The organism is Oceanobacillus picturae, assembly GCF_000612865.1.
GTDB classification, from domain to species: domain Bacteria; phylum Bacillota; class Bacilli; order Bacillales; family Amphibacillaceae; genus Oceanobacillus_B; species Oceanobacillus_B jordanicus.
The window spans coordinates 902,431-915,284 of sequence record NZ_CCAX010000001.1 but is presented as its reverse complement, the minus strand read 5'-3'; the positions used below and the strand labels follow the sequence as shown (position 1 = coordinate 915,284).

Annotated in this window: 14 protein-coding genes; 10 read left to right on the top strand and 4 right to left on the bottom strand. The window is 38.8% G+C overall.

Translation table 11 applies throughout. The features are described 5' to 3' along the window. Nucleotides 1-4: 4 nt before the first annotated feature. The 8 genes from BN988_RS04615 to BN988_RS04580 all read left to right on the top strand — a co-directional run bounded on the left by BN988_RS04615 (nt 5) and on the right by BN988_RS04580 (nt 6,376). Nucleotides 5-784 carry a FixH family protein gene (locus BN988_RS04615; RefSeq protein WP_036573589.1) on the top strand — a complete coding sequence of 260 codons (780 nt, stop codon included), beginning with the start codon at nt 5-7 and terminating at the stop codon, nt 782-784. 133 nt (nt 785-917) lie between these two features. Beyond that, nucleotides 918-1,493, top strand: a complete 576-nt coding sequence (locus BN988_RS04610; protein WP_036573586.1) for a TetR/AcrR family transcriptional regulator — start codon at nt 918-920, stop codon at nt 1,491-1,493. Between the two features lie 38 nt (nt 1,494-1,531). Beyond that, entirely contained in the window at nt 1,532-2,905 is a 1,374-nt protein-coding gene (locus BN988_RS04605; RefSeq protein WP_036573583.1) for an MATE family efflux transporter, read from the top strand. Between the two features lie 193 nt (nt 2,906-3,098). Further along, nucleotides 3,099-3,404: an antibiotic biosynthesis monooxygenase family protein gene (locus BN988_RS04600; RefSeq protein ID WP_036573582.1), complete on the top strand. Its 306-nt coding sequence runs from the start codon at nt 3,099-3,101 to the stop codon at nt 3,402-3,404. Next, nucleotides 3,401-3,772: a hypothetical protein gene (locus tag BN988_RS04595; protein ID WP_036573580.1), complete on the top strand. Its 372-nt coding sequence runs from the start codon at nt 3,401-3,403 to the stop codon at nt 3,770-3,772. The genes BN988_RS04600 and BN988_RS04595 overlap by 4 nt, the downstream gene beginning before the upstream one ends. An 11-nt stretch (nt 3,773-3,783) precedes the next feature. Then, a complete protein-coding gene (locus tag BN988_RS04590) occupies nt 3,784-4,437 on the top strand; it encodes a cobalamin B12-binding domain-containing protein (protein WP_036573579.1) in 654 nt (217 codons plus the stop codon). Further along, complete coding sequence (locus BN988_RS04585; RefSeq protein ID WP_036573577.1) at nt 4,421-5,176, top strand: STAS domain-containing protein; 756 nt, start codon at nt 4,421-4,423, stop codon at nt 5,174-5,176. Before BN988_RS04590 ends, BN988_RS04585 begins: the two co-directional genes overlap by 17 nt. Before the next feature lie 177 nt (nt 5,177-5,353). Then, nucleotides 5,354-6,376: a potassium channel family protein gene (locus BN988_RS04580; protein WP_036573575.1), complete on the top strand. Its 1,023-nt coding sequence runs from the start codon at nt 5,354-5,356 to the stop codon at nt 6,374-6,376. 42 nt (nt 6,377-6,418) lie between these two features. Here BN988_RS04580 and BN988_RS04575 read toward each other — a convergent pair whose 3' ends face one another. The 4 genes from BN988_RS04575 to BN988_RS04560 all read right to left on the bottom strand — a co-directional run bounded on the left by BN988_RS04575 (nt 6,419) and on the right by BN988_RS04560 (nt 11,431). Beyond that, entirely contained in the window at nt 6,419-7,951 is a 1,533-nt protein-coding gene (locus tag BN988_RS04575) for a multicopper oxidase family protein (RefSeq protein WP_036573573.1), read from the bottom strand. Nucleotides 7,952-8,121: 170 nt separating this feature from the next. Then, complete coding sequence (locus tag BN988_RS04570) at nt 8,122-9,114, bottom strand: sodium:calcium antiporter (protein WP_036573570.1); 993 nt, start codon at nt 9,112-9,114, stop codon at nt 8,122-8,124. A 161-nt stretch (nt 9,115-9,275) separates the two neighbouring features. Then, nucleotides 9,276-10,826, bottom strand: coding sequence for a flotillin family protein (locus BN988_RS04565; RefSeq protein ID WP_036573568.1), 1,551 nt, complete (start codon nt 10,824-10,826; stop codon nt 9,276-9,278). Nucleotides 10,827-10,885: 59 nt separating this feature from the next. Next, a complete protein-coding gene (locus BN988_RS04560) occupies nt 10,886-11,431 on the bottom strand; it encodes a hypothetical protein (protein ID WP_036573566.1) in 546 nt (181 codons plus the stop codon). Nucleotides 11,432-11,586: 155 nt separating this feature from the next. Between BN988_RS04560 and BN988_RS04555 the strand changes: the two genes are divergently transcribed. Next, the gene (locus BN988_RS04555; protein WP_036573563.1) at nt 11,587-12,030 is read left to right on the top strand and encodes a CBS domain-containing protein; all 444 of its coding nucleotides are present in this window, start codon (nt 11,587-11,589) and stop codon (nt 12,028-12,030) included. 153 nt (nt 12,031-12,183) lie between these two features. After that, entirely contained in the window at nt 12,184-12,741 is a 558-nt protein-coding gene (locus BN988_RS04550; RefSeq protein WP_051557651.1) for a flavin reductase family protein, read from the top strand. Nucleotides 12,742-12,854: the final 113 nt, after the last annotated feature.

Sequence of the window (12,854 nt, the reverse complement as noted above, 5' to 3'; positions counted from 1 at the left end):
GAACATGAAAAAATTGATTTGGATGGCTTTGTTTTTTGTGTTATTGTTTCTGGTTGCATGTGGAAGTGAAGAGAATGCGGATCAAGCGGAAAGTGAAGAAGAGCTAGCAACACTTGATGTGGATTTTTCGGTACCTGAAACAGTAGATGCGGAGGAAACCATTGAATTAAAAGCAATTGTTACATATGGTGAAGAGAATGTCATCGACGCTGATGAGGTAGTATTTGAAATATGGGAAAAAGGAAAAGAAGATGACAGTTGGGAAGTAAAGTCGACTAATAATGAAGATGGAACATACACTGCCGAAACTTCTTTTGATCAGGATGGTGTTTATGAAATGTATGCCCACACAACTGCCAAGGAGCTACATACCATGCCGAAAAAAGAAGTGACAGTTGGAAGTGGAGAAACGTCCACAGAGGAAGAAAGTGATCATGAAGCAACGGACCAGGAAGAAGGACATGAACATGATCACAGCCATGAGGCAACTGCGGATGGGTTCAGCATGCATTTTGCTATGCCAACGGGTGTGGAAGTAGCGCAAGACGTGAAGCTTGTAACACATTTACAAATGGATGAAGAGGCAATGGAAGAAGCAAGCGTGCGTTATGAACTTTGGTTAGATGGGGCTGAAAAACATAGCTGGGTTGATGCTGAAGAAAACAATCCGGGAGAGTATATTGCCACCCACCAATTTGGAAAAGGGACTTATCATGTTGTTATACATGTGGAAAACGAAGATGGCCTACATGAGCATGAAGAACATGAATTAGAAGTGAAATAGAGAATTGGTCATAAGAAAAGAGCTTTCGCTGAAGAAGGCTCTTTTGTTGTTCCCGGTTAATATCAGTGAGATTGCTATTATTTTTGAGACATGATATAATCTGCTGACGAACGATCGTAAGGGAGAGTGAAAAATGAGTTCGGAGAATATAAAAGAAGCAGCACTGGGCTTGTTTGCATTACATGGTTATGAAGGTACATCACTTGCGCAAATAGCGGAGCAAGTAGGAATGAAGAAACAATCAATCTATTCACATTTTAAAGGAAAAGATGAACTGTTTTTAGCAATAGTAAATGATACCTTTCAAATCGAAGTGGCTCGAGAGAAAAATTATTTAGATGAACATTTCACAGAGCCATTAAAAGATTGCTTACTTAAATCTTTACGTGGATACGTGGACCGTTATCAATATGATAGTAGACTTAAATTTTGGCTGCGCGTTTCTTTTTTCCCCCCAGCCCATCTATATGAGCAGATCAATAAATATAGCTATAGTTATATAGATAAGGTAGATTCTTTTTATTTTGAACGATTCAAAAAGGCTTCCTTAGAAAGGGAAATGGAACATATTAGCCCGGAAACAGCCACCATGGCATACTCGGCACTTGCTGATTCTATATCTGTTGAATTAGTCTACAGCGGGGTCGAGCGGACAGAAAAAAAGCTGTCAGCAGCATGGGAAGTTTTTTGGAAAGGAATCTCTAGTTAAACTAACTACAAGATATAGCATTATGGAGGAAGTATATTATGTATCATGCAGAAACATGGAAGGAAAAGGCAACGTTATTAATATCTATTTTATGGCCAATCATGGTCACCCAGCTAAGTTTGTATGCTATGAATCTGGTTGACACGATGATGTCAGGTAGAGTTGGTACGAACGATTTAGCGGGTGTAGCCATTGGGTCAAATATATGGTTGCCAATTTTTACAGGAATAAACGGAATTCTCCTCGCTGTTACGCCAATTATCGCCCAATTAATGGGGCGGGGGCAGAAGAAAGAAATAACGTATTCGGTAATGCAAGCACTCTATTTAGCGACTGGTCTCGGGGTTGTAGTGTTACTTATTGGAAGTATTATATTAAAACCGATATTACAGACCATGGGGCTAGAAGCTGGTGTCGAGCATATCGCAATGCATTATTTGATCGGACTTTCAATTGGGATTATTCCTTTATTTCTCTCAAACGTGTTGCGTAACTTCTTTGATGGACAAGGTTTCACGAGAATTACGATGTTTATCACAATCATGGCTGTGCCCTTTAATGCACTACTGAACTACGGTTTTATTTTTGGTAATTTTGGTTTGCCTGCTCTTGGAGGGATAGGTGCGGGGTATGCAACGGCTATTACGTACTGGATCATATTATTCCTAAGTATTTTGATGACTTTTCGGATTAGCTCTGTGCGTAATTACCGTATTTTTGTTGACTGGGTAAAACCATCCTTAAAGGCTTGGAAAAAGCAGCTAGGAATTGGTGTGCCTATTGGTTTATCGATCTTTTTTGAATCAAGTATTTTCTCTGTCGTTACTCTATTAATGGGAACCATGTTTACAGCTGTTACGGTAGCTGCGAACCAGATTGCGTTAAGTTTTACTACCCTTATGTTTATGATCCCACTTAGTATCTCGATGGCATTAACAATAGTTGTCGGCTATTCTGTCGGCGGGAAAAAACTGCAGGCAGCCAAGCAATATAGTGTGATGGGGGTGCTTGGTGGAATCTTATTTCTAGCAACAGGGGCAGTGTTCCTTTACCTATTCCGTGAACCCATTGCCTATCTTTATACAGAGGATCCAGAAGTCGTGGCAATGGCAGGCCAATTTTTTATAATCGCTATTTTTTATCAAATTTCTGATGCAACACAGGCAGGATTACAGGGAGCCTTACGAGGCTATACAGATGTAAAGATACCTTTCCTCATAGCGCTTATTTCCTATTGGGTTATTGGTATTCCTTCCGGTTTTGCTTTGTCAGCCTATACAGACCTTGGTCCATTTGGCCTTTGGGTTGGAATCACTTTAGGCCTTACCTGCGCAGCAATTGGCTTCTTCACTCGTTTACGTATTGTGCAACGGCGACTAGAAGGAAAAGTAACGGACACAAAATTGGTTTAAGGGAGTTTTTGGGTTCTATATGTTATAGGAATATGCTTCATGCCAAAGCGGTATGAAGCGTTTTTCATATGAATAGTAAAGAAAGTAGTGACTGAGTATGGCCCCTTTAAGTGGCCACTAAAAAGCAGGAATGTTACTATTAGTACAATTGACTTGTGAAACGGACGTGTGCTGTTTAATTGGAGGGGAAATCATGTATATTGTTCATTCAATTTTCAATGTGCCTGTGGGAAAAGAGGATGAAGTTATTGATATTTATCGGAAACGATCAGGCCTTGTGGATAAAGCACCTGGATTTATTAACTTCCAGCTGCTACAAAACGAACGAAAAAAAGGGGAACTCACAGTACAGATTTCCTGGGAAACGAAAGAAGACTATCTTAATTGGGTAACGGGTGAAGATTACAAACGAATTCATGAACTTGAAAAGAAATACCCGGATAAAGAGCTCGCTTCTATTGTGCCGAAGGTTAGAAAATATCGGGTGGTGGCTGAATGAACCATACAGCGAGTAATTTAACGCCTTTATTAAATGATATAGTAGCCGGCATCTACCAAGCGTATCCAACTTTACTTTCCAAGTTTGGGGAATCTGGTAAGAAAAAGTGTCTAGAAGATAATCAGCACCACCTAGCCTATCTTGCTTTAGCGTACAAAGTACAAGATAGTAAGATTTTTTCTGATTACGCTATATGGTTAGATGATGTGCTGACTGCAAGGGGAATGAATACAGAGCATCTCATTTTGAATTTGGAACTGATTCAGGAGGCAGCCCAAAAACATTTGCCTGGAAAACAAGGTTCATTTTATGTGGAGTGCATTGAGAAATCAGTTAATCGCTTAAAAGAAACAAACGATACAGCTTAAAGGATGATTCTATGAACAATAAATGGGAAGAGCTTTGCCACTACTTGCTAGAGGGAGACGAAGAAAAAGCATATAACTTATTACTTGCAGAAGACCTTGATAGTATTAATATTTATAATGATTTGATTACGAAAGCAATGCAGCATGTAGGGTATTTATGGGAAACTAATCAAATTACAGTAGCAGATGAACATTTAGCAACTAGTATATGTGACTTTATCATTACACGGTATGCTTTTTCTCGAAAAGGATCTGTTCATCATCAGCATGGAAAGAAAATGATGTTTTTATGTTTAGAACAAGAACAGCATATTTTGGGTGCGAAGATGGCTGCAGCGCTTGCAACGGAAAAAGGCTGGAATGTTAGACAGCTTGGGGCAGATTTACCACTTGAATACACGATTGATAGTGCGAAAAAATGGCAGCCTGAGGTAATTGGGCTTTCTGCTGCTTTGCCTTACCGTTTAACAACATTGTCTGATTACGTTATAGAGCTTGAGAAACTCTCCTGGAAACCTAAAATTGTTATTGGAGGAAGGCTGGCATCCATGTATGATTTACGTTCATATTGCGGTAATAAATCAACTATTTTTACGAATCTTTATGAATTGAACGATTGGCTTGATAAAGAACAGGGGTGCGTTAACGTTGATGGAGCAAGCTAAACATCTGCCATTAGCCTTTTTTAAAATAAAACCAAATTTTCAGATCCTCGAGACTTCTGATAAAACGAAACAGCAATTTCTATATGGAGACAGCTTGCTAACTGTACTGGATGAATCCAATCATCAAAAAGTAAAACAACATATTCATCCTGACATACATGAGGTAGAGTTAGAAGTTATTATGAAAACAAAGGACAACCCTTTAGCAGTGTTTATGCTCTTTGTTAAATGGGAAGATAACGAAGGGTTTATATTGTGCCAGAATAAAGAGAGACAGGTGGATAAAGTAGCTGGTCAGCTTCAGCAACTTCGCAATAGACTTGCTGAGACTGATTTCGCTTTATTAGAGAGCAAGGAAGAACTAGAAACGGCTATGAAGCAGATTAATCTATTGTCCGCGCCTTTTATAGCATTAACACCTAATGCAGCTCTAATTCCACTTTTTGGTACTCTTAATGAAATGAAACTGGTTGCGATGGAATCTTCTATATTACCTCGGCTATACGATTCTGATTATCAACTCTTGCTTTTTGATTTCACCTCTATTGGAGAAATTACAAAAGAGGGATTAGATAAGATGCTGCAATTTTTCGAAGTAGTTCGTCTACTAGGGCAAGAAGTCATCATTTGCGGACTAAATCCAGATCATGCAAGAGCCATTAATAAACAAACCTGTATCCCGGAATCGATTACTACCTTTAATTTACAGGATGCAATCCGCAACTATGTTTTTAGTTGAATCACTTAAGCGTTGATCCGGTTAGAAAACTAATCGGATCTTCATTATGTATTGGTGGCTAATATATAACCGCTCGCGTGTTTTGATTTTTCCCTATTGAAGAATATTATGAAAAGAAGCTATACTTGGTGAAAAGGCGTATCGCAATAATGTCGGAGAAGAAAGGAAGGGTTACATATGATTTTTTTTAGAAATCTATTTGTGAAAGTAGTTCGGTTAAATAACTGGTTCTTTATACTGGCTACCTTAACCTTAGTACTGGCAAGTAGCTATTTTATCTACTACTTAGAGCCCGATACGTTCGTTAGTCCTTTTGAAGGACTGTGGTGGACAATGACCACCGTAACAACAGTTGGGTATGGGGATATATCACCAGTCACGGTGGCTGGTAAAGTTTTTGCCATGTTTTTATATATTGTAGGAATTGGCTTAATGACTATTTTCATCGGGAAAGCAATTGATTTTTTAAGTATTCGAAAGCGGTTAAAGGAGGAAGGGAAATTGGATATTACGACAGAGGATCACATTATTCTTATTAATTGGACGAAAAAAGCAAGTATTACACTTGATGAAATACTACGTACCTTTCGAAATGTCCGCATTGTAGTAATAGATGAGAGTGTGAATAAAACTCCTCTATTGCATGAACAAGTAGAATTTGTAAGTGGAAATCCAGCAAATCGAGATGTTCTCATGCAAGCTAACTTACTTAAAAGTAAATCTGTTATGATTTTTTCTCCTGAAGATACAACCATTAGTTCTCAAGCAGATGGTCAAACATTACTTATCGCAACAATTCTGGAAGGAATAGGGAAAGAGTATGAGCAAAATATTTACACCATTTGCGAAGTGACCGATTCAAAACATATCCAGGCGTTTAAAAATGTTTCAGTTGAAGAATACATAACACCGAATGATACCGTCGGAAACCTAGCTGCAAGGTCTATTTTGTTTAATGGCTCAAGCGAAATCATTAGGCAGCTGACAAGCAACCAAGGTTTCGATCTATACTCCGTTGAAAAGAAGAATAAATGGGTCACATATCAAGATGCCAAGAATGATCTAACTCAGCAAGGGGCTTTACTTATTTCCGATGGAAGAGATTTATCTATCATGAATCGATTAGATCAACAAATCCCAGCAGATGCAAGATTGTTTATTATTTGTGATAAAGATGCTTATAAAAAAGTGATAAGTTAGCGAACAAGAGAGTTTCTGCATATGCAGAAACTCTCTTGTTATTTAATCCTCATCGTATTTTATCACCTTAAATGGGCGCATCATATCATAATCTTCATGTTCTAATATATGACAATGCCATACATAGTCACCTGTATAAGGACTGAATTTCGCAATAACTCTTGTTAGCTGACCTGATGGTGCAGCGATCGTATCTTTCCAGCCACGCTCGTTTGGTAGGGGAGGGGTCGCTGGTCCTGTATATACCATACTTCCATCCTCATTGAACTTTGTTAAATCAAATGGTTGTCGGTCTAACACTTGATACTGGACTAGGTGTAAATGGATCGGATGGGTGAAATTGGTCACATTCATAAATTCCCAAATCTCGGTCGTATTTAATCGAGGTTTTTCTGTTATAGGGTCATGCCATTTTTTGTTATCTAGTAACAGAAGAGGTCTTCCAAACTTATCTTCTGAACCAATTAACTTAAGTTTTCGGATAGCTTTTACCTGGTTTCCTTTTAAAGATTTTATTGTGGATAATGAGTTAGGGATTTTGCTTGTATCTTTACCATTTTGTCTTTTGTTGACCCGGAATTGCATGACATCATGTGTTTCATCCTCTGGGTCAGCTCCATCACCAAGATCATTCTTTAATTGAAGGGTTTTCCCTTTTAGTTGAGAAAAATCGATGATAATATCTGCTCGCTCAGCTGGTTCCAAGGTTAGGCTGCGTAATTCTATAGGTTTTCGCAATAGGCCACCGTCTGAGCCAATTTGCAAAATCGGGTGGTTATTATCAAAATACAGTTGATATGTCCTTGTGTTGGAAGCATTAATTACGCGAAAACGATATTTTCTTGGTTCGATTTCTTGATAAGGCCATACTTTGCCGTTAACTAGAATTGCTTCACCTAAATATGCAGGAACAATCGACGGATTAGGTAGCTCGGATGAGGCATCTTCAGGTTGGGTTGGGTATTTTAAGGAACCATTTGAGTGAAAGGAGCGATCTAGTAACAGTAAAGGGATTTCATATTCGCCTGATGGGAGATCCATGTTGCTTTCTTTTTTATCGCGAATAATATATGCTCCTACCAGTCCAGCGTAAACGTTTAATCTTGTGATCCCCATCGCATGGTCGTGGTACCACAATGCAGTCGCACGTTGATTGTTCGGATACTCATAAACTTTTCTTGTGAATAGCGGGCCGGTTTGTTTAAAATCTTTCGTAAACCACGCTTCTGGGTAGCCATCACTTTCTGGCTTAGTGACACTTCCATGTAGATGGGCAACTGTTCGCACTATAGGTTGGCTAGCTAGATTATGAATCGAAGTGTCGACTGGAAGAATATGTCTTTCAGGCAATTGGTTCATCCATTTTACATGGGCCGTTTCACCTTGCGTTACTTCAAATGTTGGGCCTGGAAACTGGCCATCATACCCCCAAAGTCTTGTCGGTGGTAAATCTCGATGTAATTTTTGAGTGAACTCCTTCATTTCCACCTCATAATATGAATTTCTCCTGGAACGTTTCTCAGGCTTTTTGGTTTCCATAATCGGTAATGGATCAATGAACTTTCTGAGTTTCATATTTTCATCTCCAATATAAGGTCATTACTCCATTAGATGTTAAAGATCAGTTCCTTGCATGAGCAAATCCCCTATATTTAAGTTGTTTCCTGGAGGAGATAAGTAGGAAAAAATCAATAACCCTACACGAGCAATGTCTGCAGGTCTAGGGTTATCTTGGCCTTATGAACTTAAATTGCAACCATCCCGACTACAACAACATAACTAATGACTGCAATGACTGATGGAAGGGCATAGGTTGCAGAATTCTTTGTTCTGTCTCGTTTTATAATTACCATTGTCAGAATGGTTAAAATAAAACCGATTAGAGACATATAAATTAGTTCATTGCTTGAATCTTGCCATATGCTTCCTTCGGTATAAAAAGGATCAGCAAGTGCAATAACCAGAATATTAAACAGATTACTACCGAGGATAGTGCCTATCGCCATATTTACATTAAAAAGTCTTAAGGCCATATATACACTCATTGCATCAGGAATAGAAGAGGACAAAGCAACAAGGATACTTCCTATTGCGGTCGCACTCATCCCCGTATTCTGTGCTAACGCATCACCGGAGAGGGAAAGTGCTGTACCAGTAAACAATATGAGGACGGAGAAGAGGATAAACTGACGTACAGCCCGCTTTACGCTGACATTTTTCTTCTCTGTATTATTCTGAAACTCCTCAGGTGATCGTTGCTTTCGGGAGATTATCATTATGCCCATAATGTATATAAGAACAATTACAACACTAAAGAAGCCAATATTAAAGAAAGACCATGCATTCTTAACAGCGAGAGCACCGACAGTGGTCAAACAGAGTGCTAGTGCTACAAATCCTGTATGAATATGATGATCTGAAACATCCAAAAAAAGTCGTTTACTACGAAAGTGTAGGTCTAATACAAAGAGAACAAAGAAGTTAAATAAAATACTCCCCAAACCATTTCCTACCGCAATACCTGCATTTCCGATAATACCAGCAGAAATGGTTACCGTTAATTCAGGTAAGGAAGTGGCAACTGCTAAAAGAAGTGTCCCTGCCAATACACCACCTAATTTCGTTTCTTTGCTAATGGTGTCAGCATGACTGGATAATCGAGTCGCTGCGTATGCTGAAAGGCTTGCAGCTAGAATGAAAATAAGGATTAAATACCAGATAAAATCAACACCTCTCATAAATACTCTTTTGTGTATTCTCGAAACCAGTTAAATGTAAACATTCTATCTATGGCAATTTTCACCAAGAAGTAGAAGGTTTAGAGATAAAAACAAAAAAAGAAAAAGCGTTGACCAGGTGGACTGATCAAACGCTTTTCCATATTTAAATCCAAAGTTATTTAGTTATGATTTGACTCATTATGAGCCAATTGCTTTTCTTGTTGGTTTTCATAACGAATACGATCTAAGTCCAGATCATCGGAGTTATGCTGCTGTTTCCCTGTTATATTTTCCAATAGCTCTTTAACATCAATCCCAGATGAAGCTTTTAAAGATTCCTGTAGGGTGGACATAAGGTTTGTTGCATACCCACTTACTTTATTTGCTCCGCCATCGCTACCACTACTTCCAGTATCAACAACTGTTAGTTTATCAATATTCGCTAACGGACTTGCAACTTCTTTAGCGTATTCAGGAAGCATTTTGGTGATCATATCAAGAATCGCCGCTTCTCCATAGTGTTCGAAGGCTTCCGCAATTTTACGTTTTGCTTCCGCCTCAGCAAGTCCTTTCAAGCGGATAACTTCTGCTTCAGACTCACCCTGTGCTCGCTGAGAATCAGCCTTAGCCAACCCATCCACACGTACGCGTTCTGCCTCTGCCTTCGCTTGTGACTCAATTCGATACTGATTGGCATCGGCTTCAGCAAGCTGTTTGGCTTTGTCTGCAACAGCGGCTTGTTCTACAGCATAACGGTCCGCATCTGCTTTTTTCTTAACTTCAGAGTCATATTGTCTTTCTCTACGCAGAATTTCTTTTTCTTCTAACTCAATTTGCTTTTGTCTCTCAATAATTTTTATTTGCATCTCTTGTTCTGTAACTTCCTGCTTGGAGCGAGCAGTTTCCAGATCATAAGCTTGGTCAGCACGTGCTTTCGCTGCGTCTTGATCTTTACGGTAATCAGCCGTTTTCAGTTGGTTTTCTTTTTCTGCTTCGGCAATTTCAGTTGCCCTTTCCAATTCGGCTTTTTGTGCATCTTTAGCGGCCTCAGCTCGCTTAATACGCGTTTCTTTATCCGCCTCTGCTGTTGCGATATCAGCATCACGCTTAACCTGAGCAATTCGCGGTTTACCAAGTGACTCTAAGTAACCATTTTTATCCTTCACATCTTTAATCGTAAAGGAAACTATAATAAGTCCCATTTTAGCAAGATCTTGTGACGCTACTCGCTGTACCTCTTGAGAGAACTTGTCACGATTTTTATATATTTCTTCAACAGTCATGGAACCTAAAATAGAACGCAGATGACCTTCCAGAACTTCTTTTGCCTCATTCTCCCGGTCTTCTTTTGATTTTCCGAGGAACTGTTCAGCAGCTGTAGCAATTTCACCGATAGACCCGCCAATTTTGATAATTGCAGTTCCGTCGGCCATTACAGGTACACCCTGTTCTGTATATACTTCCGGAGTGGTAACCTCTAATTTGCTCGATAGTAGGCTGAGTGGTTCTGCCTGTTGGAATACTGGTAGAACAAAAGCGCCACCACCTCGTATAATTTTTATTTTGTTACCTGATTCATCTACATGTACATTCTTTCCTCCTAGATAGCTTCCAGTAACAATTAATGCTTCATCAGGTCCGGCAGTACGATATTTTGCTACAAATACCCCAATAAGTGCTATTACTAAAATAACTGCAATCCCGATGACGATCCAAATCCCTTCAAACATGTCGCTTCCCCCTTGTTCTATATTATATTAATCAAACGTCACCAAGTGGTTTCGTTCGGTTAAACTAAATCATGAGCATCAAGTTCGTTCTCATATGGAACAACATACAAGACGCCTTTTTTTACTTCTAAAACTAATACCTTTGCCCCTTCAGGGATAATATTGTTATCAAATCCAGCTGCGGGTTTAGAGATTACTCCGCTTTTACTCTCTATTACGATCTCACCAAAACCGTTTTCTGGAATAGGGATAATTATTTTTCCCACTCTTCCTTTAAGAGACTCTTCTGTATAGCTAAGGGATTCCTCTGCAGAAGAGAGAGGTATAAGTACAAAGATATTAAGTAAAGTATCGAGAAGAAATGCAATGCCTGCTGCAAGAAGTAAGATAAGAATGCTAGATAAGGATGTAGTACTTTCTAATACATAACCTGTCGCAGAAAGAAATGCAAAAAACGAAAGAATTAATACAGGATTCAAAAATCCAAACGTGTCTCCAATACCTTCTAAAATATCTCCAAAAAATAAGTAAAGTATGGTTAATCCTCCAGCTATTAAAAGGATGATTAAGTAAATACTTTCTATTGATGTGCCGAAAAGCGTCATATGCATCAGCCCCCCTTAACTTGTTTCTCTAATTGTATTACGATTAAAAGAGTAAAAGGTTTCGGAAAATGGAAAAATTTTCGGGCTTATTGTAAACCTACCTTTCATAAATTAGCTTTTCCAACACATTCTATTTTAGAAGGGGAGGGATACACATGCACCAGCAATTGCGCAACATAATGACATCAGATGTATTTACTGTAAGTAGTACACAATCCATTCAGGATGCAGCAAAAATAAAAATAATGAGCGATAACAATATTGGAGCAATTCCAGTAGTTGACCAAAACGGGAGCATGGTAGGCATTATTACAGACCGCGATATAACCTTACGTTCTACAGCGCAGGGGGAAGCAGCAAATACACCTGTATCTGAGGTAATGACTGCTCAAAAAATCGTCCAAGGTACTCCTGATATGGATGTTCACGAAGCAGTACAACTTATGTCGCAGCAGCAAATTCGTCGTTTGCCGGTTACGGAAAACGGGCACGTTATTGGAATGGTAGCACTTGGTGATCTTGCTGTAGATAATCAGTATAATAATGAGGCAGAGCAAGCATTATCAACTATTTCTACACCTTCAGCACCACAGAAATAAATTATGGAAGAGCGTCAGCGGATATGAATCCTTGGCGCTCTTTTTAATTTAGTGACTATCTTCTAAAAGAGCGGAGATGAAAGCTGAATAATCAAAATGCTTTTCAAATTCATTCATTATGATATGCTTCTTATAATAGAAGGAGGTAATCGCTTGAGGAAACCTAGAAAAGGTACAGTAATGCACAGTTATCCAGGGATGGTAGCTCTCGTTACTGCCTATAATGAAGGAAAGCAAAATATTATGGCTGCTGGGTGGCATTCCTATATTTCCATGGATCCACCTATTTATGGGGTAGCAATTGGGAAGGAACGCTATACTTATGGTTTAGTAAATGAATCTGATAGCTTTGCGATTAATTTTCTTCCATATGAGAAAGCTGCAAGTATTCAGGGGACTGGAAATATATCTGGCATTGCACACGACAAGTTTGATTCGCTGGGGTTACTTTATGAAAAGGGAATAACAATACCAGCTCCTATTTTGGTCGATGCGTATGTAGCATATGAATGTAAGGTAATAGATCGAAATACATATGGGGATCATGACTGGTTTGTTGGAGAAATTACGCAATGTTATCGAGACGATACCAAGTTTCTTGATAATGGTCTACCGAATTTAGAAGAAATCGACATACCGCTCTATTTAGGGAGGTCTTCCTATTCCAGAATAGATAATAAAAGTGAGGTCGAAACATTTTCGAAAAATTAATGTTTAAAGTTCTTCAAAAGGGGTATATGTATAAATATAGCCGTTATTAAGTCAAGCAGGGTTCGACAGCTTTTGTATACCATAACAGATGAAAAGAAACGAATTTCCTGTTA

What these genes read in the sequence shown, in the direction of transcription:
- BN988_RS04555 (WP_036573563.1), top strand. Translation starts at nt 11,587, where the DNA reads ATGCACCAGCAATTGCGCAACATAATGACATCAGATGTATTTACTGTA.
- BN988_RS04610 (WP_036573586.1), top strand. Translation starts at nt 918, where the DNA reads ATGAGTTCGGAGAATATAAAAGAAGCAGCACTGGGCTTGTTTGCATTA.
- BN988_RS04570 (WP_036573570.1), bottom strand. Translation starts at nt 9,114, where the DNA reads ATGAGAGGTGTTGATTTTATCTGGTATTTAATCCTTATTTTCATTCTA.
- BN988_RS04600 (WP_036573582.1), top strand. Translation starts at nt 3,099, where the DNA reads ATGTATATTGTTCATTCAATTTTCAATGTGCCTGTGGGAAAAGAGGAT.
- BN988_RS04590 (WP_036573579.1), top strand. Translation starts at nt 3,784, where the DNA reads ATGAACAATAAATGGGAAGAGCTTTGCCACTACTTGCTAGAGGGAGAC.
- BN988_RS04560 (WP_036573566.1), bottom strand. Translation starts at nt 11,431, where the DNA reads ATGACGCTTTTCGGCACATCAATAGAAAGTATTTACTTAATCATCCTT.
- BN988_RS04575 (WP_036573573.1), bottom strand. Translation starts at nt 7,951, where the DNA reads ATGAAACTCAGAAAGTTCATTGATCCATTACCGATTATGGAAACCAAA.
- BN988_RS04615 (WP_036573589.1), top strand. Translation starts at nt 5, where the DNA reads ATGAAAAAATTGATTTGGATGGCTTTGTTTTTTGTGTTATTGTTTCTG.
- BN988_RS04580 (WP_036573575.1), top strand. Translation starts at nt 5,354, where the DNA reads ATGATTTTTTTTAGAAATCTATTTGTGAAAGTAGTTCGGTTAAATAAC.
- BN988_RS04605 (WP_036573583.1), top strand. Translation starts at nt 1,532, where the DNA reads ATGTATCATGCAGAAACATGGAAGGAAAAGGCAACGTTATTAATATCT.
- BN988_RS04595 (WP_036573580.1), top strand. Translation starts at nt 3,401, where the DNA reads ATGAACCATACAGCGAGTAATTTAACGCCTTTATTAAATGATATAGTA.
- BN988_RS04565 (WP_036573568.1), bottom strand. Translation starts at nt 10,826, where the DNA reads ATGTTTGAAGGGATTTGGATCGTCATCGGGATTGCAGTTATTTTAGTA.